This is a genomic window from Buttiauxella sp. A111 (assembly GCF_014189855.1).
Taxonomy (GTDB): domain Bacteria; phylum Pseudomonadota; class Gammaproteobacteria; order Enterobacterales; family Enterobacteriaceae; genus Buttiauxella; species Buttiauxella selenatireducens.
Map to the genome: position 1 here is coordinate 752,297 of NZ_BJFN01000001.1, position 21,414 is coordinate 773,710.

23 protein-coding genes and 1 tRNA gene are annotated in these 21,414 nt (G+C 53.7%); 4 read left to right on the forward strand and 20 right to left on the reverse strand.

What is annotated here, in order from left to right:
* The first annotated feature begins 343 nt into the window (after nt 1–343).
* From BSPA111_RS03410 to BSPA111_RS03425, 4 genes are all read left to right on the forward strand, one after another.
* A tRNA-Asn gene (locus BSPA111_RS03410) sits at nt 344–419 on the forward strand.
* Nucleotides 420–744: 325 nt separating this feature from the next.
* Nucleotides 745–2,262, forward strand: coding sequence for a diguanylate cyclase DgcJ (gene dgcJ / locus BSPA111_RS03415; RefSeq protein WP_183269784.1), 1,518 nt, complete (start codon nt 745–747; stop codon nt 2,260–2,262).
* Between the two features lie 111 nt (nt 2,263–2,373).
* Nucleotides 2,374–2,916, forward strand: a complete 543-nt coding sequence (gene cueP, locus BSPA111_RS03420; RefSeq protein WP_183269785.1) for a copper-binding periplasmic metallochaperone CueP — start codon at nt 2,374–2,376, stop codon at nt 2,914–2,916.
* A gap of 221 nt (nt 2,917–3,137) precedes the next feature.
* Nucleotides 3,138–4,112, forward strand: coding sequence for an MDR family oxidoreductase (locus BSPA111_RS03425; protein ID WP_183269786.1), 975 nt, complete (start codon nt 3,138–3,140; stop codon nt 4,110–4,112).
* 640 nt (nt 4,113–4,752) lie between these two features.
* On the opposite strand, the gene cobT is transcribed toward BSPA111_RS03425, so the two are convergent.
* The 20 genes from cobT to BSPA111_RS03525 are packed head-to-tail and all read right to left on the reverse strand — an operon-like array spanning nt 4,753 to nt 21,258.
* Entirely contained in the window at nt 4,753–5,805 is a 1,053-nt protein-coding gene (cobT, locus tag BSPA111_RS03430; protein WP_183269787.1) for a nicotinate-nucleotide--dimethylbenzimidazole phosphoribosyltransferase, read from the reverse strand.
* 35 nt (nt 5,806–5,840) lie between these two features.
* Entirely contained in the window at nt 5,841–6,584 is a 744-nt protein-coding gene (gene cobS / locus BSPA111_RS03435) for an adenosylcobinamide-GDP ribazoletransferase (RefSeq protein ID WP_183270284.1), read from the reverse strand.
* Nucleotides 6,584–7,126 (reverse strand): bifunctional adenosylcobinamide kinase/adenosylcobinamide-phosphate guanylyltransferase, encoded by a 543-nt coding sequence (gene cobU, locus BSPA111_RS03440; RefSeq protein WP_183269788.1) that lies wholly within the window; start codon nt 7,124–7,126, stop codon nt 6,584–6,586. Before cobU ends, cobS begins: the two co-directional genes overlap by 1 nt.
* A complete protein-coding gene (locus BSPA111_RS03445; protein WP_183269789.1) occupies nt 7,123–8,658 on the reverse strand; it encodes a cobyric acid synthase in 1,536 nt (511 codons plus the stop codon). The genes cobU and BSPA111_RS03445 overlap by 4 nt, the downstream gene beginning before the upstream one ends.
* Nucleotides 8,655–9,464 carry an ATP-binding cassette domain-containing protein gene (locus BSPA111_RS03450; RefSeq protein WP_183270285.1) on the reverse strand — a complete coding sequence of 270 codons (810 nt, stop codon included), beginning with the start codon at nt 9,462–9,464 and terminating at the stop codon, nt 8,655–8,657. Before BSPA111_RS03450 ends, BSPA111_RS03445 begins: the two co-directional genes overlap by 4 nt.
* 11 nt (nt 9,465–9,475) lie before the next feature.
* On the reverse strand, nt 9,476–10,153 hold the full coding sequence (locus BSPA111_RS03455; RefSeq protein ID WP_183269790.1) for an energy-coupling factor ABC transporter transmembrane protein: 678 nt from the start codon (nt 10,151–10,153) through the stop codon (nt 9,476–9,478).
* A complete protein-coding gene (locus BSPA111_RS03460; RefSeq protein ID WP_183269791.1) occupies nt 10,140–10,421 on the reverse strand; it encodes an energy-coupling factor ABC transporter substrate-binding protein in 282 nt (93 codons plus the stop codon). Before BSPA111_RS03460 ends, BSPA111_RS03455 begins: the two co-directional genes overlap by 14 nt.
* Nucleotide 10,422: 1 nt before the next feature.
* A complete protein-coding gene (gene cbiM / locus BSPA111_RS03465; protein ID WP_183269792.1) occupies nt 10,423–11,154 on the reverse strand; it encodes a cobalt ECF transporter S component CbiM in 732 nt (243 codons plus the stop codon).
* Nucleotides 11,155–11,167: 13 nt separating this feature from the next.
* Nucleotides 11,168–11,881 (reverse strand): cobalt-factor II C(20)-methyltransferase, encoded by a 714-nt coding sequence (locus BSPA111_RS03470; RefSeq protein ID WP_183269793.1) that lies wholly within the window; start codon nt 11,879–11,881, stop codon nt 11,168–11,170.
* Nucleotides 11,878–12,675 (reverse strand): sirohydrochlorin cobaltochelatase, encoded by a 798-nt coding sequence (locus BSPA111_RS03475; protein ID WP_183269794.1) that lies wholly within the window; start codon nt 12,673–12,675, stop codon nt 11,878–11,880. Before BSPA111_RS03475 ends, BSPA111_RS03470 begins: the two co-directional genes overlap by 4 nt.
* A complete protein-coding gene (locus BSPA111_RS03480) occupies nt 12,672–13,463 on the reverse strand; it encodes a cobalt-precorrin-6A reductase (protein WP_183269795.1) in 792 nt (263 codons plus the stop codon). Before BSPA111_RS03480 ends, BSPA111_RS03475 begins: the two co-directional genes overlap by 4 nt.
* Entirely contained in the window at nt 13,460–14,185 is a 726-nt protein-coding gene (locus tag BSPA111_RS03485) for a precorrin-3B C(17)-methyltransferase (RefSeq protein WP_183269796.1), read from the reverse strand. The genes BSPA111_RS03480 and BSPA111_RS03485 overlap by 4 nt, the downstream gene beginning before the upstream one ends.
* Nucleotides 14,179–15,240, reverse strand: a complete 1,062-nt coding sequence (gene cbiG / locus BSPA111_RS03490; RefSeq protein WP_183269797.1) for a cobalt-precorrin 5A hydrolase — start codon at nt 15,238–15,240, stop codon at nt 14,179–14,181. Before cbiG ends, BSPA111_RS03485 begins: the two co-directional genes overlap by 7 nt.
* Nucleotides 15,221–15,994, reverse strand: coding sequence for a cobalt-precorrin-4 methyltransferase (locus tag BSPA111_RS03495; RefSeq protein WP_183269798.1), 774 nt, complete (start codon nt 15,992–15,994; stop codon nt 15,221–15,223). Before BSPA111_RS03495 ends, cbiG begins: the two co-directional genes overlap by 20 nt.
* Entirely contained in the window at nt 15,978–16,556 is a 579-nt protein-coding gene (locus BSPA111_RS03500) for a decarboxylating cobalt-precorrin-6B (C(15))-methyltransferase (protein WP_183269799.1), read from the reverse strand. The genes BSPA111_RS03495 and BSPA111_RS03500 overlap by 17 nt, the downstream gene beginning before the upstream one ends.
* Nucleotides 16,546–17,148: a cobalt-precorrin-7 (C(5))-methyltransferase gene (locus BSPA111_RS03505; RefSeq protein WP_183269800.1), complete on the reverse strand. Its 603-nt coding sequence runs from the start codon at nt 17,146–17,148 to the stop codon at nt 16,546–16,548. Before BSPA111_RS03505 ends, BSPA111_RS03500 begins: the two co-directional genes overlap by 11 nt.
* Nucleotides 17,142–18,278: a cobalt-precorrin-5B (C(1))-methyltransferase CbiD gene (cbiD, locus tag BSPA111_RS03510; RefSeq protein ID WP_183269801.1), complete on the reverse strand. Its 1,137-nt coding sequence runs from the start codon at nt 18,276–18,278 to the stop codon at nt 17,142–17,144. Before cbiD ends, BSPA111_RS03505 begins: the two co-directional genes overlap by 7 nt.
* Nucleotides 18,275–18,907, reverse strand: a complete 633-nt coding sequence (locus BSPA111_RS03515; protein WP_183269802.1) for a cobalt-precorrin-8 methylmutase — start codon at nt 18,905–18,907, stop codon at nt 18,275–18,277. Before BSPA111_RS03515 ends, cbiD begins: the two co-directional genes overlap by 4 nt.
* Nucleotides 18,908–18,916: 9 nt before the next feature.
* Nucleotides 18,917–19,879 carry an adenosylcobinamide-phosphate synthase CbiB gene (gene cbiB / locus BSPA111_RS03520; RefSeq protein ID WP_183269803.1) on the reverse strand — a complete coding sequence of 321 codons (963 nt, stop codon included), beginning with the start codon at nt 19,877–19,879 and terminating at the stop codon, nt 18,917–18,919.
* Nucleotides 19,876–21,258, reverse strand: a complete 1,383-nt coding sequence (locus BSPA111_RS03525; RefSeq protein WP_183269804.1) for a cobyrinate a,c-diamide synthase — start codon at nt 21,256–21,258, stop codon at nt 19,876–19,878. The genes cbiB and BSPA111_RS03525 overlap by 4 nt, the downstream gene beginning before the upstream one ends.
* Between the last annotated feature and the right edge of the window lie 156 nt (nt 21,259–21,414).

Consider the following 21,414-nt stretch of genomic DNA (forward strand, 5'->3'; position numbering starts at 1 on the left):
GTTACTGACTGCATGCCAATGTTTCGACATATGTCAGTATAGAGCGCCGTTGTAAGCGGCCAGGGATAACGCAATGAAATTACAGCGGCGATCACATCTGCTTAACAATAAAGCAAATAAGTTGAGATATTGGACGCTTTGCACCAATAAAGAACACATATAAAGAAGGGCTAATATTTGCTAACGCAATGGGTTTGCGTGAAATAAGTGCTTAATGATTCTTAGCATAATAATTCGTCTTAAAACTCAACAAGTTGACTATAAATAGAGCAAACAAAAATCTTTTTCGTGAACCCTTTGACATCCCCCCCGCGAATCGCTAATATGCGCCCCGTTAACCGATTCCTCTGTAGTTCAGTCGGTAGAACGGCGGACTGTTAATCCGTATGTCACTGGTTCGAGTCCAGTCAGAGGAGCCAAATTCGAGAGCCCGCTTAGGAAACTAAGCGGGCTTTTTTGTGTTTGCTGTTTTTGACGCCCGCCAAAGAGAGAAAATCAGACGTTAACCTCTATTCAGGTAATCGCTCTCCTGAAGAAGAAAGCTAAACAGTACCGTGCTACTCATCATTGCATTGGTGTATATTTTTCATTCATCCAGCGAAGCAACAAATAACAGCAGAAGAAATAAGGCTTTATTTCAAAGGCTCAGATAATGAGCTCCCGCCAATACAGCCCCCCCAGGCGAGGTGAACAAGTGCTATACTTGCCGTTATTTCGTGGTGGTCAAACAGGGAGTGAACCATCTTGTCCAGGCAAAAATATATTAGTGCGATTGTATTAATCTTGGCTTGCACCACTTCACTTTTCGCCGCGCTGGTGTTCCATGAAGCTCGCAATTTGCAGAACTATATGGAATATGTTGCCGAGAATGGCAAATCAGCCCTTTTCCATGAAGAGTCCATCAACCAGAATATCGCCAACCGGCTTTCACGGGCATTCTTTTCCGGGCAATACTCAGGTAATCCTGGCGAGAATGAACGGCCAGAAGTCTGTCAGCATGTTGAAACCGTAGGGGATATTTCCGGATTTAACCTTGTGGCAAAAACCATGAAAAATCTGGAAGGAACGCTTCAGACACGAAACCCTTCATGTGAGGAATGGGGCAAAGACACGGGTGCTTTATCCATTATTCATGAAGCTGAAAACGGCGCATTACCAAAATACAGTTTTTCAAACTATACGGGTTACGCCTTCAGGAATATCAGATACTACATCGATCTTTCACATAACTATATTTACATCAACCAGCTGGTCAATACGCGCGACTATACCTTCAGTAACTGGTTAGAGAATAATGGCAGCGGAATCAATATCGTCCGTAGCGGACACACTATAACCATTGATGACAATGCACTGAATGATCTCTTCCAGGGAGCAACCATTGTTTCTCATATTTACCAGGATGGTTACACAAAGAATAATATCATCAGCATGCTTACTCCGGTATTTCTGAATGATAAAGTGAAAGGCATCCTGATTACTGACGTCAACATTAATGATCTTGCTGTTTCGTTTAAAACGGTAGATCGGCCACTGCTGTGGAAATTTCTTTCTTTATATGTGACTGACAATGCCACCGGGTCAAATATCATTTTCCATGAGCCGATTATAAAATCTTTTGATTTAATTAATTATGAAGGCACCATCACCCAGTATTACACCCTGCATATTAAGCTGGATGCTATTTATGTCATTATTGCTAATCTCTGGCTGGTCTTACTTTACGTTATGACGACATGGATTTTATGTCGATATGCCCGTAAGCAACTCATGAGGCAAGAAGCGCTATCCAGGGATAACGTTACGGACGCGATGACCGGGATGTACAACAGAAAAGTCATCACGCCTGAGTTTGAGCAAAAAATTCGGACTCTTGTTGACAGGAATATTCCCGTTACGGTTATTGCCATTGATAGCGATGGGCTGAAAAAAATAAATGATACCCTCGGCCACCACATGGGTGATAAAGCAATACAATATCTGGGTTTAGCGCTGCGTAATGCTATTCGCAAAAGCGATTACGGCATACGACTTGGGGGTGATGAATTCTGTTTGGTCCTTATTGATTATTCTTTGAAAAAATCCCGTGATGTTATTGCTCGTGTGCAAAAGCATTTACTCGCCATTGATAAAGATAAACTGGTGGCATTCTCCTGGGGTTCGTATCAGCTAAATCAGGACGATACGCTGGATGCGGCCATGCTGAGAGCAGACGATTTACTCTATCAGCATAAACGCAGCAAATTTAATGAACGCCAATAAAGGTTTATTGGCGCCCAATCTGTAAAGAATTGCATATCCTTTTGACCCTCCCCTTACGGTAAGGTTTAGAGTCTGCGCAAGCCAATTTTATCTTTCAGAAAGGGATCATTGATGAAACGAAATATGCTTTTCGCTTTGCTGGCACTGGGCATCAGTGGCAGTGCATTCGCGGCGCAGTCGGATACGGATTTTCTCGCAGCACACGGTTTAGCGGGCAAAACCACTGAGCAAATGGTAGAAGCCATCGACGGTTCGCCACAGGCGCGTCCTTTGCCGTACAACGCAGGCATCACCAGCACAGAGCTGAAATTGTCTGACGGTAAGCAGCAGTTTAGCTATCCGTTGGGCGATAAGTTCTATTTGTCGTTCGCCCCTTATCTGACGCAAACCCATCCATGTTTTAATCACAGCCTGTCTGGTTGCCGTGGCGAGTTAGCCAATACACCTTTTGATGTAAAAATCACCGACAAAAATGGCAAAGTCATCGTGCAGAAAAGCATGACCAGCCACGCGAATGGTTTTGTCGGCGTGTGGTTACCGCGCGATATAGAAGGCAAGATTGAAGTGAGCTATCAGGGCAAAACAGCCAGCGCACCGATTGCGACCTATCAAAGCAGCCAGACCTGTTTGACCACCCTGCCTTTGCAAAGCTAAGCGTTCTTTTTAAGCCGGATGACGCTTACGCTATTCCGGCGGTCCGTTGTGAAACTTTTGTCACACTCCTTAGATTATGAAAATCGTATAACCTGCTAAAAAGCAGGTTATTACGCTTGAATAGCGTTGGTGTTCTTTATTCTCGTGAGCTTCGGGTATACCGTGTTGGGCATTAGAAACATCTCAACCGAAACGCTCGGTTCAAAGAATGAGGATTTACTATGAAAGCAGTCGTACTTGAACAAGTTGAAGGCCAGACTCAGGCAGAGATAAAGCAAATCGCTGCGCCGGCCGAAGACCTGGGAAATGTGCTGGTCGATGTTGAGTGGTCAAGCCTGAACTATAAAGACGCGCTGGCGATTACCGGGACTGGGAAAATCATCCGTAATTTCCCGATGGTGCCTGGGATTGATTTCGCTGGACGTGTAAACACAAGCCACGATGCTGCATTTGTCGCAGGTCAGGAAGTGGTGTTAACCGGCTGGGGCGTGGGTGAAAACCATTGGGGTGGCCTTGCCGAGCAGGCACGAGTGAAATCCGAATGGCTGGTTCCATTGCCCGCGGGTTTAACGGCACGCAAAGCGATGATCGTCGGCACCGCAGGCTTTACCGCCATGTTGTGTGTGATGGCGCTGGAAGAAGCGGGTGTTACGCCTGCCAGTGGTGAAGTAGTGGTGACCGGTGCCAGCGGTGGCGTAGGCAGCACGGCAATCGCCCTGCTCCACGCTCTGGGCTATCAGGTTGTTGCCGTTTCTGGCCGAGAGTCCACTCACGACTATTTACGCCAGTTAGGTGCCAGCCGTATTTTGCCGCGCAGCGAATTTGCCGAAACACGCCCACTGGAAAAACAGGTTTGGGCCGGTGCGGTGGATACCGTGGGCGGCAATGTGTTGGCCAAACTGCTGGCGCAGATGAATTATTCCGGTTGTGTCGCCGCATGCGGTCTGGCGGGCGGATTCGCTCTGCCAACGACGGTAATGCCATTTATTCTGCGTAATGTACGCCTGCAAGGTGTGGACTCCGTCAGCGCCCCGCAAGAGCGTCGCATTAGCGCATGGAAACGCCTGGCCGAGTTGCTGCCAGAGAGTTTCTACGAGAGAGCGACAACGGAAATCAGCCTGGAGCAGGCTCCTGCTGTGGCTAAGAGCTTTATGAGTAATGAGATTCAGGGACGTACGCTGGTGAAGGTTCGTTGATCTGATTATGCAGTCGATAATGGGGGAGCTTTTGCTAGCTGGGAAGGGTTCCGTTTGCTAGCTGGAAGTAGTTCCGTTCACCTTTGCGTTCAGCTATTCATTAAGCACTTGCTAATGGTGAACGTGTCAGGGGGATTACGACATCCCCCTGACAACCCCGTCGCCCGGTGTTTAAATTGCCGCTTCGCGGTAAACCCCCGCTTTTCCCCAACGTTCAGGGTCGTTCGCGATTCGCTCCCGGCGATCGCTCTCTGGCGCCGTTCCCGACGGCGCCACCCCGACTTATGGGGAACGCGGGGGCAATTTATACCGGGAACAAAGTCAAAACCGATCTGGCTTTTGACCTTTAGTCCGGCATAAATCGCCTTCATTTTTACTTTAACGGACGGGTCACGTCGTCGGGAACGACGTGAGGTTGTGATCGCCGGGAGCGAATCACAACCGACCCAGGACGGTGAAGGAAAAATGGAGGTCTCCGCGCAGCGGCGATTTAGAGCCGGGAGCCGGGATTATCAAGGGTGCTGCGGTAGCACCCTTGATACGTTCACCGTTTCGGTAAGTTCAGGGAACACTGAACGCTCAGTGAACGTAACAAACTCAAGCCCACAGAGTCTGCCATCCCAAAAAACCTACCTCTGAATCACCCCGGCAACACAATATTACTCTCCGCCAACGACCCCATTTCATTGTGCATTGCACATGCTGCATCCACCAGGTGCATCGCCAGCGCCGCGCCGCTCCCTTCACCCAGACGCATACCCATCTGTAAATACGGCTCAAGCCCGAGCTTATTCATCGCAATCACCGCGCCTTTTTCAGCAGACAAATGCGACGGGATTAAATAATCACGTACGCCTGGCGCAATCTGGCAGGCCGCGAGTGCCGAGGCGTAAGACAGGAAGCCATCAAGCACCACCGGAAGACCTGCTGCGGCGGCACCCAACATCACGCCGGTCATGCCGACCAGGTCAAAACCACCGACTTTTGCTAAGACATCGATACCGTCTGTGGCATCCGGCTGGTTGGTCGCAATCGCTTCACGCACCACGGCGATTTTGTGGTTCATCTGCTCGGCTGGGAAGTTTGCGCCCATCCCAACCACATCATCTGGTGAACTGTCGGTCAACACGCTGACCATCGCCGCCGCAGGCGTCGTATTCGCCATCCCTAATTCGCCAACGCCAAACAGCGTCACGCCTTCAGCCGCTTTTTCCATGGTGAGTTTCATGGTCGCCAGCAGTAAATTTTCTGCCTGCTCACGGCTCATCGCTGGGCCCTGGGCGATGTTGCCACTGCCTCGTGCCACTTTCATATCCAGCACGCCCGGCAATGCGTCGCTGTCGATACCGACATCAACCACATGAATATCGGCACCGACTGTCGCACCCAATACGCAGACACCGGTGTTATGACGCGTCATGTTCATCGCCTGAATGGCCGTAACAATTTGCGGGGAAATCGCCACGCCTTCGGCATAAACACCGTGGTCAGCGCACATCACGAGGATCGCTTTACGCTGAGTCGTCAGGCCGTTTTTCATGCCCGGCATACCCGCCAATTGCACCGCTAACGACTCCAGACGCCCAAGGCTGCCAAATGGTTTTAGCAGCCCATCAATATGCTTCTGCGCACGTGCCATTGCTTCGCTATCAAGCGGGGAAATCATTGCCAGTAAAGAATTCAGTGTTTGCATTTTTTTCTCTGATACACAGGTATGAAAATGAGGGGTTATCGCAGTAACGCCAGCAGGAAAACCACTTCGCCCAGTTCGATGGCGGCACCGAGCGTGTCGCCCGTTTGCCCGCCGAGGGTGCGGCGCAACATCCAGCCCAGGCCAAAAACAGCCAGCAGGGTTAACACCAACGCGATAAGGCCAGTGGTTGGCAGCAAAATAGTACATAACACCGCCCCGCCGAGCAGCGTCAGGAAGGTTTGTGTTCCCGTCACTTTGCCGATAAACAGATTCCCCAGCCCTTTCTCACGGGCGTATTGATGGTGATACATCAGCAGTACACTGGCGGTGCGCCCGGCTACGGATGCCGCGGCTAATACCGCCAGCATGCTACCCCCGCGCAGTGCCAACTCGCTGACCACCAGCACTTTCATCACAATCACAAAGATAAGCGCCAGGCCGCCGTGCGTCCCGAGACGGCTGTCGCGCATGATTTCCAGCATCCGGTCGCGAGTGCGAGCCGAGAAAATACCGTCGCAGGTATCAGCCAGACCATCAAGATGGAAACCACCGGTCAGCAGTGCGAGGGCGAGCACGTAACCGAGTGCTGCCAGGGGTAATCCTGCCCAAGGCTGCAACAGCGTGAACACCACGCCCGCTAATGCGCCCAGCACCAGACCGACAAACGGGAAGGTGACAATACCGCGCACATATTGATGGGTTTCAATCCCTTCGGCCCAACGCACCGGTACCGGAATGCGACTCATAAACTGCAACGTGGCGAAGAACAAACGGAAGATCATTTAATTTTTACTCCTATCCCTGAGACCACCAGCCAGACTTCATCTGCATTTTGCGCCAGACGCTGATTGATACGTCCGGCAATATCGCGGAAATGCCGCGCCAGGCGGTTTTCCGGCACAATGCCCATTCCCACTTCGTTCGTCACTAAAATCACTTCCGCCGGACTTGCCGCGCAGGCGTCCAGCAAAATATCGATCTGCTGATTCACCACCTGTTCCATCACGGCAAAATCCCAGTCGTCCTCTGGCTTTTCCCCGGCAGCATCGTACATCACGTTGGTAATCAATGTGGTAATACACTCCAGCAGCACGGCTTCATGTGCCTCGTTATCTGGCGTAATCACGGTATTTAAATCGCGATACTGTTCGACGGTACGCCAGTGTGCAGGACGGCTGTCGCGATGATGCTGAATACGCTGCGCCATTTCACTGTCGAAAATTTTCGAGGTGGCGATATACAGTACGCGCTCGAAATTTGCCGCCAGCTGTTCTGCATGGCGGCTTTTCCCGCTACGGGCACCGCCCGTGACTAACTTCATACCGATTGCTCCTGATGCTCCCGCATAATCTGGTAAATCCGTGCAATATCGATGTGTTTGCGCATCGCGTCAGCCAGAATATTAAACTGCTGCTCTTTATGCTGTTGATAGTCGAAGCGCTCGCCTTCCCACGGGTTCAGCCCTTTGCGCAGGCGTAAACTGTCCAGCAGGCTGCGGGTAAACTCACCGCTATCAAACAAGCCATGAAGATACGTCCCCAGCACGCGCCCATCCTCGCTGACCGCGCCATCAAGGTTATGATAAGGCTGAGTATTACACTCAGTAAACGTTGCAAAAGGAGAAGTTTTTGCTCCGCGCTGAGTCTCCCCCATGTGGATTTCATAACCCGCAAGCGCACGGCCTGAGCTTGCGGAAAACACACCAGGCAGCGACGTTTGAACGTGTCCGGACACGCGGGTGGTGGTTTTTTCATTGGCAAAACGGGTGATGACATCCAGCAGCCCCATGCCCGGCATTTCGCCAAGCCCCGACTCCACTTCATCGTAAATATGCTGCCCGAGCATCTGATAGCCGCCGCAAATCCCGAGCACTGCACCGCCGCGCCAATGGTGCGCAAGTAACGCCTGCTCAAGACCGTTTTCTCGCACCCAGCGCAAATCGCCGAGCGTATTTTTACTCCCCGGCACAATCACCAGGTCACTGTTTACCAGCTCATCAGGTTTGACGACATAACGCAGGCGCACGTCCGGTTGCGCCGCCAGCGCATTAAAATCGGTGAAGTTCGACATGTACGGCAGTTGCAGCACCGCAATATCCAGATCTTTTGCGCTAACCGAATCATATTTCCCACGATCCAGTACCACGCTGTCTTCATCTTCGAGATCGACATTCAGCCACGGCATTACCCCTAAAACCGGCACACCGGTTAACGCTTCGATTTGCTCGATGCCGGAATAAAGCAGCGCCACATCGCCGCGAAACTTATTGATGATGACCCCTTTTACGCGCCATTTTTCATGCTCAAGCAGCAACGCAATGGTGCCGTAGATCGCGGCGAAAACACCGCCGCGATCGATGTCTGCCACCAGCACCACCGGGCATTCAGCCAGTTCCGCCATGCCCATATTGACGATATCGCGGTCGCGCAGATTGATCTCCGCCGGGCTTCCAGCCCCTTCCAGTACCATCACGTCGTGCTCTGACGCAAGGCTTTGGTAAACCTCGCGGATTTGCGCTTTCAGCTGCGGTTTGTAGTTGTGATAAGTGACCGCATCCATATTTGTCGCGACTTTGCCCATCAGCACCACCTGCGCTTTGCAGTCACTGGTCGGTTTGAGCAACACCGGATTCATGCGCACATCAGGGGCAATACCTGCCGCTTCAGCCTGGAAAATCTGCGCCCTGCCCATCTCTTTGCCATCGGGCGTAATGCCAGAATTAAGCGCCATATTCTGGGATTTAAACGGCGCGGTGCGCTGGCCGTCCTGGGCAAAAATCCGACACAATCCGGCCACCAGCATGCTTTTCCCGACATCTGAAGCGGTGCCCTGAATCATTATCGCAAGGCTCATAATGCTTCCTTTGAAACGCGTAAGGCGTTGAACAATTGAGTTTCGGTTTTACACAGCGGGAACCCGAGTTCACTGTGCAACTTCACTAACCACGGCTGCACCAACCCGGCATCGCGTAGCATGTCGGCCTGGCTGAAAACGTCACCGGGCGCACCCGCGGCCATAATTTTCCCGTCTTTCAGGACGTACACACCGTCGCAAACTTCGTAAATCAAATCAATATCATGGCTTGAGATAACCACATGCTTACCCTGTGAAGCAATGCGCGCAATGATTTCGATCATTTGCTGCCGCCCGCTTGGATCAAGCCCTGCCGTCGGTTCATCCAGCAACAGGTAGTCGGCTTCCATCACCAGCGCACCGGCAATCGCCACGCGCTTCTTTTGCCCGTGGCTTAAATACTGAATCGGCTGATGGCGAAAAGCCTGCGCATCCACCAGTTGAATCGCCTGCTCCACACGGCGGGCAATCTCGGCTTCGTTGACGCCAAGGTTACGCAAGCTAAACGCAATATCGCTATCAATATCGGTATAAAAGATTTGCTGTTCGGGATCCTGGAATACGGTCGTGACGCGCTGGCGGTGCTCAATCAACCCACTTTTGCTGGTGTTTATGGGTTTGCCCTGCCATAACACCGCGCCTTTTTGCGGGCGTAAAACGCCGTTGAGATTCATGAACAGCGTGGATTTTCCGCAGCCATTTTTGCCGACGATGCCCGTCACCGGATATGCGCCAAAATCGAAGGTTAAGTCATGCAGAACAACATCGTCCTGGTAGCAAAAAGAGACATTCTGGGTAGTCAGCATCGGTGCGGTTCTCACAGGTGGAAATCCCCCTGGTAAAGTTTGATATCCAGCGTGGTGACCATTTGTTGGTAACGCAGCAGCACACGGGAAAACAGCATGCTCACCAACATAGCAAACGAGCGGTAGCCGCCGGGCAAGGTACGATAACCGAAACGTAATGTCTGAGCACGGTGAATGGCCTGCGCTTCGTCCAACAGGATAAAAATAAAACGCCAGGTGAGCAGGATTTGCTCGATTAATAATCGTGGCACTCTTAAGCGCTGCAACAGGATGATTAATTGCCCAAACGGCAGGTTCAGCACCAGCCAGTAAGTTGCGGCCAGTGCGGCAAGGCTGCGCCAGAAAGTCTGATTCGCCATCACCAGCCCTTGCGCATCAATGCCGAGATAAAATGAGCCGATCGGTACGCTCCACAACAATGATTGCGGGTGATGCGCAACGCTCAGGATAATCGTCCCCACGCCCATCACTAAAAAACCCAGCGGCACCGCCAGCCAGCGTAAATATCGCCGTGGGCCGACGCGCAGCAGCCAGCAGGTAAAAACCGCAATCACCAGCAATAAAGCGGCCTGCCCGATGGGCTGCAGCGCAAACGCCAGCACCAACATCACCAGATACAGTGCGAATTTGCGCAGCGGGGAGACCCGGCACCAGCGGCTCTGGTAGCTGAGTTTATCAATCCCCAGCATGGTCTTCGCGTCTGCCTCGATAGAAGCCCAAAATGTAGAAAATCACCGCCGTACCGATTGAACCTTGCAAGGTGAACAACAGACTTTCAATTTCGCTGCTGGCCGGCTCATAAAGCGGCTGGAACCACGGTTTGTAGTGTGGGTCGACGACCAAAATCTGGCTTTCCGCCTGGTCATCTGAGCCACCGTATTCGCCGCCGTGAGGAATAAAAAACGGCACAATCATTAATCCCACCACCAGGGCGAGCAAAATCAGCGTTTTTTTCATGTTATTGGCTCCGGGCTGGTAGCAGTTGTCGCTTCGTGAGTTGGTCGTAAATCATGACCGTCAGCAGGCCTTCAGCAATCGCAATCGGGATTTGCGTCAGGCAGAAGATGCTCATGAATTTCAACGACGAACCGGTGATGCCAAAGTGCGGGTCAGGAAACGCCACGCCGAGCTGAATTGAAGTGACGAAATAGGTCATCAGGTCAGCGACCATTGCGCACAGGAAGACGCTGACGTCACGGCGAAAGCCCGCTTTACAGGCCAGTTTCCAGACCAGATACCCCACCACCGGCCCAATCACCGCCATCGACATCCCATTGGCACCCAGCGTTGTCAGGCCGCCGTGTGCCAGTAACAATGCCTGGAACAGCAGCACGATGGCGCCCAGCACTGCCACGACACCTGGGCCAAACAAAATAACCGCCAGACCCACGCCAGTCGGGTGCGAACAGCTTCCGGTGACCGAGGGAATTTTTAGCGCCGAGAGCACAAAAATAAAGGCACCGCATAACGCCAGCAGCACTTTCTGGTTGCTGTCGTGCGCAACGATTTGGCGCAAACGAACCAGCCCGACATACAGGCATGGCAGGAATAAAATCCACCACGCCAGCGCCCACATTGGCGGTAAGAATCCTTCCATGATGTGCATGGCGAACGCTTCTTGTGGCACGATCAGTAGCAACATCCCCATGCCAAGGCCACTTAGCGAGAGTTTTTTAAGTAATTTTTCCATGGTTTTCCCTTGCTTAACGGCGAGGACTCCACTGTTTATTCACCAGAATGGTCGAGAAATACGGCAGCGTTTGGTCGTCCGGCACCTCTTCCAGATTTCGGAAACATTGCTCACCTGGTAATGTTGCTTCTGCCATTAACAGCGCATGGTCGATAAGCCCGAGGTGTTGCAGCAACGCTTTGATTTGCGCGAACCGCCCGTAGACTTTCATCAGCACCACGCAGTCATGCGAGCGCAACGCCTCCGTCAACGCCTGATGCGAAGCAGTGCAAGACATCACCGCCAGCGATTGTTGCTCCATCGCCAGCGGCAGCTGTGCGCGTGAGGCAATGGCGGCAAAAGAGGTGACGCCAGGGACAATTTCCAGCCATTCCGGGTTACCCATTCGCGCCAGCAAAAACACCCAGGTGCTGAATAACATCGAGTCCCCGAGCGTGATAAACCCGACCTGTTTTCCCTGTTCAACTTCATGTTGTAGGGCGGCAGCGGTTTCATCCCACACCAGCGCTTTTTCGTCGTTATCGGCGCTCATCGGAAAGTGGCAGGTGCGCACTTCGGTGGTGTCGCTGAGGTATTCGCGCACAATCGAAAGAGCCAGGCTGTCACCGCCTTTGCGGCCAGCCGGGGCGTACAAAACATCCAGTTTTCCGATGATGCGCGCCGCGCGTACGGTGATCAGGTCGCTGGCACCCGGGCCGGTGCCGAGGGCATATAAACGGCCGCTCATGCTGCCACCTCGTTTGCTGATTTCTCCAGTGCACGCTGCAAATGGTTCACGAACATCGCGCGAATTTGCGGGTTTTCTCCCAGTCCTTGTAACCACGGTTGGGCTTCTATTCCTGCTTCCTGCAACTGCGTTTTCCAGGAGTCATCTTCGTCAGACGCCATGTCATTAATCGCATGATCACCGGCCACCAGCATTAATGGCATCAGGTGGACTTTACGGACATTGTCTTGCTGCAAACCGCGTACGATAAGGTCGATTTCTGGATAGCTTTCTACTGCGCCAACCCGAGCAGGAATACGGCGCGCCACCATGAGATGATCGAGACAGGCATAGGCTGAAAACGCGTGATGGCTGGCACCGTGGCCCATAAACACCACGCGTTCGTCGGCATCAAGCGGTGGCATCTGGCTTTGCAACGCGCTAAGTAACCATTCGTAGTCGTTGAAATCACTCAATAATGCGTTACCTAATGCCAGGCGCTGGAACAGGTGACGATGGGCTTGCACCTCACGGGCAATTTTTTCGTACTCGTCGCCATTAATGACGTGCAGCGACTGAACGGCAACATCCTGATATCCCAACTCGGCCAGGCGGCGTAACGCCTGCGCAGGTGAATCGATATCCAGATTATCGCGGCTTTTTAATTTGCGAATAATCATGCCGGAGGTGAATGCGCGGAACAGGTCGCGGTCAGCAAAAGTGCTGGCGAGTTGTTCTTCACAAGCGACAATATTTTTGCCACAGGTGTCGTGGTAGCTGGTGCCAAAACTGATAACCAATAGAGCTTTCTTCATTCTTTCCTCTCTTGCAGCCAGCGTGTGACACGGCGGCTCACATCATCACGACTTGCTAATAATTCAGCGCCACTGACCCGAGGCTGCGGGCGCGTCACAACGATACAGGGGATGCCCCGCGCCAACGCCGGAGTGACTTTATCGAGATACCCCCCTTCTGCGCCGGACTCTTTAGTGATCACCACATCCGGCGAGCAAAAGGCATAGATAGCGTCGTTAAACTCGGCGCTAAACGGGCCGCGCAGCGCAAAAATGTTATCCACGCCAAGACCCAGCGCTTCGCATTCAGCGATGACTTCGCTAGTTGGCAGCACCCGCGCCAGCAGCATTTTTCCAGGCAAACCTTGCTGCCAGGCCGCAAGCTCTTTGCTGCCGGTGGTCAGCAGTACGCGCGGGCCATATTGCAAAGCCACGGAACACGCGGCTTGCAGGTTCGCCACTTTGTGCAACTGCGGGTGTTCCAGGTCGTTGAGTTCGCTGCGGCGTTGATAACGGCTTAGGGGCACACCCACGGTTTCGCAGGCCTGATGAATATTGCGCCCAAGCAACTCTGCATACGGATGCGAGGCATCAATCACCCAGCGCACGGCGCTGCTCATCAACAAGTCGGCAATTTCGTCGGCGTCGATACGCCCGACGCGGATCTTGCCGCTGATATTACCCGCCAGCTCTTTGCCGACCGCCGTCGCTACCGACAACGTGTAGGTAATGCGCTGTTCATCGAGGATCTGGCAAATAAACCGGGCATCACTGGTTCCACCAAACACCAGCACCTGCGACTCACTCACAGTTCATAACCTCGCGGGGTGATCATCAGGCCATCACGAACATAGGTCGTTTTGTTGCCAACAATGACCAGGCTGGTCATATCAACAGGTTCGAAGTCCATCTCGCCAAATGTCGTTAGCCATTTTTGCTCTTTTTTGCGCCCGGCGGCTTTCACCACGCCAACGGGCGTTTGTGGTTGGGTAAATTCGCGCATTAATTCGAATGCACGCGCCAGATGTCCTTCGCGGCCACGGCTGCGCGGGTTGTAGAAACAGATAACAAAGTCGGCAGAAGCGGCGGCGATAATGCGTTTTTCGATAACCGGCCACGGCGTCAGTAAGTCGCTGAGGCTGATATGGCAAAAGTCATGCATCAGCGGCGCACCGAGCAATGACGCGGCGGCAATGCTGGCGGTTATCCCGGCAACCAGGCGCACTTCGATATCCAGTTGCTGCGATGTCACCAGTTCCAGCACCAGACCCGCCATGCCGTAAATTCCGGCATCGCCGCTGCTGATTAACGCCACGTTGTGCCCGGCCTGCGCCAGTTCGATGGCGGTCTGGCAGCGTTCAATCTCTTTGCACATGCCCGTTTTGATAACCTGCTTGTCACCCGTCAGGGGCTTCACCAGGTGGGTGTAGGTTTTATAACCCACCACAATTTCAGCTTCCTGCAATGCAGCTATCGCTTCCTGAGTCATCATGGCTTCACTGCCGGGGCCAATCCCGATTACCGTTAACATCTGTCTGAAACTCCTAAAGTGATAGTGACGCCCTGTTCGCGCAGGGTATTGCCAACCAGATTTCCGTTACTCATCAGCCACGCAGCCGGTTGTGACACGCTGCCCACGCCCACGGTCTGACGCACAAATTCGGATGCCGGAAAGCGCTTTTCATGTTCCGCAAGTTGGTCAACGCTAAAAATATTGAATGGGATTTGGCAACGTTGTGCCAATTCAAGTAACGCCGGTTCGTCCTGTTTGAGGGACACACTGCCAATGGCGCGCAAGGCCAGCGGGTCAAAGTGGTTCTCAGCCAGTTGCTGATTTAATAGCTTCGCCACGGTTTGCGGCGGTGTATCCCGGCGGCAGCCTATTCCCGCCACGACGCGCTTTGGCACCAGCTTATAAAGCGGAATAGCTTGTGTCGGCAGAACATCACGCAGCGTGACGCACACCAGGGCATCAAGCGCTGGCAGCGCGTCGAGATTGTCGACGGGGATAAAACCTCGGGTGTCGTAACGTTCGGCGTTCTGGGTAAAATCCCTGTCCCACCACAGCCCTACGCGCTTCTGGCTCACCAGCATCTGGTTAATGGTTTTCACCGTCTGACGAAAATCCAACAGAGTGGCGTCAAGTTTCGCCGCCAACGTATCCAGCGCCGCCAGTTGGTTAACGTCGGTCGCGGTGGTGATCACCGGATCGGCGTTTAACAGTTGGGCAATTTGACGGGTTAATTCGTTGGCACCGCCCAGGTGCCCGGAAAGCAGGCTGATAACGTGTTCCGCGCGTTCATCCATTACAACAACCGCAGGATCGTGCAGCTTGTCGTTCAACAATGGAGCAATTACGCGCACCACAATGCCCGTGGCGGCGATAAACACCAGCGCAGAATATTCGCTAAATGCCTGTTCTACGGTCCGTGCAAAACTGCCACCGAACGGAATAAAGCCCGGTTGCAACAGCTTTTCACTGGTAAAACAGGTGAGCGGTACCAGGTCGCGCAGACGTTGCGCTAATGCCACGCCACCGGGTGTCAGGCAAAACAGTGCTATCGAATCAGGCCTTGCGGTATTCATGACTGAATCCTGCATCGTAGAGTTTGGAATAGTGATATTCCTCGCCAAGAAATGCGCCCACCATGATGAGCGCCGTTTTGCGAATGCCCGCTTCCCGCACTTGTTCTGCGATGTCTGCAAGCGTGCCGCGCACAGTCTGGCAATCCGGCCAGGTAGCTTTGTAAACCACGGCGACTGGCGTATCCGCGGGATAACCGCCTTCAATCAGGCGTTCAGCCACGCGGTGAATACGCTGCACCGAGAGGAAAATCGCCATAGAGGTCTGATGCCGGGCAAAAGATTCAAGCTGTTCAAGCGGTGGCATCGGCGTGCGGCCTTCGATGCGCGTGATGATCAGGCTTTGTGAGACTTCCGGTACGGTGTATTCCACGCCAAGCTGCGCGGCGGCACCTAAAAATGCGCTGACGCCCGGCACCGATTCATAGCCAATACCGCGCTCGGTGAGCACTTCACCCTGCTCGCGAATCGAGCCGTACAGTGAAAGGTCGCCGGTTTGTAAGCGCACCACCAGCTTGCCTGCCTTCACGCCGTTTTCCATCAGCTCGATAATTTGCTCAAGGTTTAACGCAGCGCTGTCGTGGCACTCCGCCCCTTCCGGGCAGTAATCCAGCAGTTCAGGGTTGATGAGCGAACCGGCATAAATCACCACTTCCGCCTGCTGCAAGATGCGATAGCCTTTGAGGGTGATCAGTTCTTTGTCGCCAGGGCCGGCACCGACGAACCAGACCTTACGGGTATCATAAATTTGAGTCATGGCTTCCCTCCTTGAGGCAAGAAATCAAAAATGTGGGGTTGTTCGGTTTGAAGTAGTGGCCGCTGCCAAGCGTGGAGAGGCTTGCAACCTGAAGTTGCAGGCAATCAAAATCGTGAATGGCGCACTGCTCGAGGTGGGTTAACGCGCAGGTTAAATTTTCCAGCAGGATAAAGGTCATCACCAGACGCCCGCCGGGGTGCAAATGTGCCAGCGACCAGTCGATAAGCTCGGTTAACTGCCCACTGCTGCCACCGATAAAGATCGCATCGGCTATCGCATCGAGCTCAATGGGGGCATAGCCGTTGATAATCTCAATATTTGGACAAGCAAAACGCTCGCGGTTTTCTGCCATTAACGCCAGCGCGTCGGGATTGCGTTCAATCGCCGTGACGCGTAATTGCGGGTAACGCATGGCCGCTTCAAGCGACACGCTGCCAGTGCCCGCACCGATGTCGATAAACCGTTGCGCATTCTGCAATTGCAAGCGCTCCAGTGCCTGAACTCGCACCACCTCTTTGGTCATCGGAACGCGCGCACCCCGTAAGAAAAGCTCATCTTTCATTCAGGATCACCACCACATTCATCGCGTAGCGTTGCGCGACATCGCAGGCCGCCAGGCGATGGATTCGTTCATCTGCCGACGTGAGATTCTCGCCAATAATTAGCGTGGGATTCAGGCCGCGTGCCAGCAGAGCCTGAGCAATGGCATAAGGCCCGATGATGTTGTCAGTCACCATTGCCACCTTTTGGTGCGCGGCAATCGCCTGAAAATCTGGCTCGCGGCCATGGCTGCTGGTTATCCATATGTCGTTCATATCGACCGCCGCTTTGGCGCACAGATATTGAATCGAGCTGATGCCCGGAATAATGCGCAGGTGTTCCGGGGGGAAGTTCGCCGCCAGACGTTTGCCGATGCCGTAGATCAGCGGGTCGCCCGAAGCCAGCACAACAATTTGCTGGTTGAGGCGTTCCCGAATCCAGGCCATAAGCTCGTCAAGATCGCCCGTCAGCAAACGCGTTTCACCACGAAAATCATTAAACAGCGCAAGTTGTCTGGCACCGCCCACCAGGATCTCCGCGTCATCAATCTCAGCCCGCGCCTGGACGGTCAGGAGTTCAGTAGCGCCTGGGCCTATGCCCACCACGGTTAGCATCGCAACGCCTGCGCAATATCAGCCACGGGGCGGCTGCTGCCTAAAACCTGGTTATCAAATGAAAATAAAATGGCATCGCATTTTGGTGGCGATTGAGTAAAGCGCAGCATCTCTTCAACGCGTTCACAGATGCGTGATGCCAGGCGTTCAAACACCCCTTGCCAGCCCTGTTCTGTGATGATTTCGAGTGCCGCTTCAGTGGTGTCGCAAAGGCTGACGGCTTCGAGCAGTGCAAACGGTGCGCCCATTAAGGCCAGATGGGCGACCAGCGTTTCCATGCGCCCGTCGGCAATGTGGCTGTGGGTGTGGAATATTCCGGCGGCCACTTTCACCAGTTTGCCCGGGTGGCCAATCAGAACAATGTGGCGATACTCCAGGCGTACGGCCTCCTGAATCATGTAGCCAACGAAATTGCTCATCGTCACCACACATTCACTGTCCAACTGAAGTTGTTCGCGCACAAAGCGCTCGCCGTGATTGCCTGGCACCAGAATCACTTTATCGAGGCCTGCGGCGCGTTTCATTTCAAGTTCCAGCGCTAGCGAGCGTTTCCAGCTCTCTTCGGACATCGGCATCACAATGCCAGTGGTGCCGATAATGGAAATGCCACCCAGAATACCGAGACGGTGGTTATAGGTTTTTTTAGCCCGCTCGATGCCTTCCGGGGCGAAAATTTCAATCTCTGCACCGCGCTCCGCGCCGATGACTTCACGCACCCCGGCAACAATGGTCTGGCGCGGTGTACGGTTAATGGCAGACTCACCTGGCGGCAAACCAATTCCTTTGCGCGTGACCACGCCAATCCCCGTGCCGCCGCGCAATGTGATAATCCCGCTGTCGTTGAGCTGCACGCGGGCGAAAATCAGCATGCCGTGGGTAGCGTCAACGTCGTCACCGCCGTCTTTACGGATGGCCGCCGTCGCTTGCTGGCCTTCAATCATCGGCATTTCGACATTGAGATGCAGCGTGACGCCAGAAGGCGTGACAATAGAAACCTGGTCGATGACGTGCTGGCGCAACACCATCAGCGCCGCGACGCGGGCCGCCGCGGTGGCGCAGGATCCAGTGGTGTATCCTTTGCGGTAAGCTTTGCCTTTATGCCAGATGCAGTCGGCTTGCTGTTCGCTCACTGAGCCTCCCGTAAGCGATAAAGCAGCGCGTTGACAATGGCCGCCGCGACGTTGCTGCCGCCTTTGCGCCCGCGAGCGGCAATTGCCGGTAAACCGCTTTCTATCAGCGCTTCTTTAGACTCTTCGGCACCGACAAAACCGACCGGTACGCCGATAACAGCAGACGGTTTCGCGTCTTTTTCCAGCAGCCGGAACAGGGCTGTCGGCGCGTTACCAAAGACGAAGATCTTCTCGCCTTCTTCCTGCAATGCGAGATCTACCGCCGCCATCGAACGGGTAATGCTCTGCTCTTTGGCATGGGCCACCACGCGCGGGTCGCTGATAAAGCAACGGCAGCTGCATCCGAATTGCGCCAGCAAGGTTTTGTTAATTCCCGATAACGCCATGGTGGTGTCAGTGTACAAGGTGCAGCCACGCTGCAAACTGCGGCTAAGTTGTTCGATGACATCCGGCGAGAACCATAAAATATCCAGCCACTCAAAATCGGCGGTGGTATGGATAACGCGCTTGATCATCGCTTCCTGAATCGCATCGTGAAAACGGTATTCGTGATACTGTTGTGCGATGATTTCGCTGATGATTTCAAAACTATGTTGCTCAATAAGCTGGGGTTGCTGCAGGTAATTCATCGGGAGTCCTTAAGAGCCTATGCCAAGCGTCAGCCAGCGCATTGCGGCAAACAGCAGCAAGGCCAACAGGGACGCCAACATCATGAGTTGAATGGCGCGGGTTATGTCGTCAATGGCAACGCCACGCTGCTCATCCCCCATCCACGGTTTTTCTACTCGTTCGCCAAAATAGGTGTTCGGCCCGCCGAGCCTGATCCCAAGCGCACCTGCGACCGTCGCTTCAGGCCAGGCGCAGTTTGGGCTGCTGTGTTGGTAGCGATCACGCCAGCCAATGCGTAAGGCCTGACGCGGGTTGGCGCGTAAGCAAAAAGCGGCGAGGGTCAGCAGCAGCCAACTCAGGCGAGCAGGAATATAGTTGGCGAGATCATCAAGACGGGCGCTGACATAACCTATCGCGCGGTACTTTTCGGTTTTGTACCCCACCATCGAGTCCAGCGTATTGACCGCTTTATAGGCCATCGCCAGCGGTGCGCCGCCTAGCATCAGGAAAAACAGCGGTGCAATCACGCCATCGACACTGTTTTCCGCCACGGTTTCCACAACCGCACGGGTAATTTGCGGGCGTTCCAGTTGCGATGTATCGCGCCCAACTATCCACGACAGTTTTTCCCGGCTTTCGGCAAGCGTTCCCTCTTTCAAGGCGCGATACACTTCGAGTGCGGCATCGCTCAGGCAACGGGCGGCAAGCACGGTGTAAATCATCCACACTTCCACCAACCAGCCAAGCCACGGATGCACCAGATTGGCGAGGTGTAATACCCCCCAACTCACGCCCCAGGTCATGCCCACGACGACCAGCCAAAGCACGCCACCACCGATTTTGAGCGCACGATCGCTTTTACAAAGCTGTCGTATCTTGCGCTGCATGAAATTAATCAAGTTGCCAATCCAGCGAACCGGATGCGGCCAGTGCGGTGGATCGCCGAGCCAGTAATCCAATAACCAGGCCGCCCCCCAGGCAAGCAATGTCATAGAGAGTTCCTCGCAAAAGATAACCACTGGTTGAGCAAACCAGGACGTTGGGCAAAATGCACATGGAGATAACTGGCAAATGTTGCCTGATGCTGGACGCCACCCTGCCAGCGGGAAACAGCGACGCCGTCACGACATTTGCAGCAATCGAATGCGGCGGGTAGTGGGCCATTGAAATCGGAGTAATGAAACTCGTGGCCACGCAAGGTTTCACCTTTTTTGGCCAGCAACGTGTTTTGAATCGCGGTGGCTTCGCAGTAGCCAAAACGGGTCAGGCGTTTGCCCATTTGGCTGTGGCCTGGTAGCACTCCGCACATGGCGTGAACTTCCCCTTCGCCATCGGCAAGAGATTCCCCGAGATACATTAAGCCGCCGCATTCGGCGTAAAGCGGGATACGACGTTGATGGGCGTCTTTCAGGGATTCACGCATGCGGATATTCGCGGCGAGTTTTGTGGCATGGACTTCGGGATAACCGCCACCGAGCCAAATCATCTGGCAGTCAGGCACTTTTGTGTCATGCAGCGGGCTGAAGCGCTGGATTTTCACTCCGGCTTGCTCAAGCATTTCGAGGTTATCGGGATAGTAAAAGTTGAAGGCTTCGTCTTCCGCGAGAGCGAGTGTTAGACCTTCAGCCAGCGCGGGATCAGGGATCGCGGGCGCTTCACCCTGTGGCAGAGAATTCAGATGAGATAGCGCGAGTAAGCGGTCAATATCCACGGTTTGTTCAAGCTGTTGTGCCAGATTCTGCCAGCGTTCATCATGCTGGACATTTTCTTGCGCAGGAACTAACCCGAGATGGCGTGACGGCAAAGCCACATCCGCCATTGTTGGCACACGCCCTAAGACGGGCAGCCCACAATAACGCGTGATGGCTTCGGCAAGCAGTTGATAATGGCTGTCGCTGTTGACACGATTGAGGATCACGCCCGCGATGTTAAGCCGCGGGTCAAAGCGCTGGAACCCCATCACCGTCGCGGCAATAGAAGTGGATACCGCTTTACCATCCACCAGCAAAATCACCGGACAACCCAGCTGTTTTGCCATTGCCGCGCTGCTGCAATAGTTCGGGTCGGTTCCGTAGCCGTCGTACAAACCCATCACACCTTCGATGACGGCAACATCCGCCTGTTGCATCTGTTTTGAAAACAGGCCGTTTAGCGTGGCCGTCGGCAGCATGAAAGCATCGAGATTACGCGAGGCAATGCCGGTCACGGCGCTGTGCCAACCGCTGTCGAGATAATCGGGGCCAATTTTGAAAGGTTGAACGCGAAGGCTGCGTTGCATGAGGGCGCGGAGCAATCCGAGCGTAACGGTGGTTTTGCCACAGCCGCTGCTGGTGCCTGCAATGACGAATGCGTGTTTCGCTACCGCTGCCATAGTTGCCTTATTACATTTCGGCAAAGCGCGGATGTCAGCTCGTACGCGCAGCCTGAGGCTGCACGTATCTGATGACAACTGACTTCCCACCGAAGGAGTTGTTTAGTGTCATACCCAAAAATTCGAGGTGCGGTTAACACACCTGCAAATTGAAGG

What these genes read in the sequence shown, in the direction of transcription:
- BSPA111_RS03445 (WP_183269789.1), bottom strand. Translation starts at nt 8,658, where the DNA reads ATGAGCCTTGCGATAATGATTCAGGGCACCGCTTCAGATGTCGGGAAA.
- BSPA111_RS03460 (WP_183269791.1), bottom strand. Translation starts at nt 10,421, where the DNA reads ATGAAAAAAACGCTGATTTTGCTCGCCCTGGTGGTGGGATTAATGATT.
- cobU (WP_183269788.1), bottom strand. Translation starts at nt 7,126, where the DNA reads ATGAAGTTAGTCACGGGCGGTGCCCGTAGCGGGAAAAGCCGCCATGCA.
- BSPA111_RS03500 (WP_183269799.1), bottom strand. Translation starts at nt 16,556, where the DNA reads ATGAAAGATGAGCTTTTCTTACGGGGTGCGCGCGTTCCGATGACCAAA.
- BSPA111_RS03525 (WP_183269804.1), bottom strand. Translation starts at nt 21,258, where the DNA reads ATGGCAGCGGTAGCGAAACACGCATTCGTCATTGCAGGCACCAGCAGC.
- BSPA111_RS03455 (WP_183269790.1), bottom strand. Translation starts at nt 10,153, where the DNA reads ATGCTGGGGATTGATAAACTCAGCTACCAGAGCCGCTGGTGCCGGGTC.
- cueP (WP_183269785.1), top strand. Translation starts at nt 2,374, where the DNA reads ATGAAACGAAATATGCTTTTCGCTTTGCTGGCACTGGGCATCAGTGGC.
- BSPA111_RS03505 (WP_183269800.1), bottom strand. Translation starts at nt 17,148, where the DNA reads ATGCTAACCGTGGTGGGCATAGGCCCAGGCGCTACTGAACTCCTGACC.
- cbiM (WP_183269792.1), bottom strand. Translation starts at nt 11,154, where the DNA reads ATGGAAAAATTACTTAAAAAACTCTCGCTAAGTGGCCTTGGCATGGGG.
- BSPA111_RS03515 (WP_183269802.1), bottom strand. Translation starts at nt 18,907, where the DNA reads ATGAATTACCTGCAGCAACCCCAGCTTATTGAGCAACATAGTTTTGAA.
- BSPA111_RS03425 (WP_183269786.1), top strand. Translation starts at nt 3,138, where the DNA reads ATGAAAGCAGTCGTACTTGAACAAGTTGAAGGCCAGACTCAGGCAGAG.
- BSPA111_RS03450 (WP_183270285.1), bottom strand. Translation starts at nt 9,464, where the DNA reads ATGCTGACTACCCAGAATGTCTCTTTTTGCTACCAGGACGATGTTGTT.
- cobT (WP_183269787.1), bottom strand. Translation starts at nt 5,805, where the DNA reads ATGCAAACACTGAATTCTTTACTGGCAATGATTTCCCCGCTTGATAGC.
- BSPA111_RS03485 (WP_183269796.1), bottom strand. Translation starts at nt 14,185, where the DNA reads ATGTTAACGGTAATCGGGATTGGCCCCGGCAGTGAAGCCATGATGACT.
- cbiG (WP_183269797.1), bottom strand. Translation starts at nt 15,240, where the DNA reads ATGAATACCGCAAGGCCTGATTCGATAGCACTGTTTTGCCTGACACCC.
- BSPA111_RS03495 (WP_183269798.1), bottom strand. Translation starts at nt 15,994, where the DNA reads ATGACTCAAATTTATGATACCCGTAAGGTCTGGTTCGTCGGTGCCGGC.
- BSPA111_RS03470 (WP_183269793.1), bottom strand. Translation starts at nt 11,881, where the DNA reads ATGAGCGGCCGTTTATATGCCCTCGGCACCGGCCCGGGTGCCAGCGAC.
- BSPA111_RS03475 (WP_183269794.1), bottom strand. Translation starts at nt 12,675, where the DNA reads ATGAAGAAAGCTCTATTGGTTATCAGTTTTGGCACCAGCTACCACGAC.
- cbiB (WP_183269803.1), bottom strand. Translation starts at nt 19,879, where the DNA reads ATGACATTGCTTGCCTGGGGGGCGGCCTGGTTATTGGATTACTGGCTC.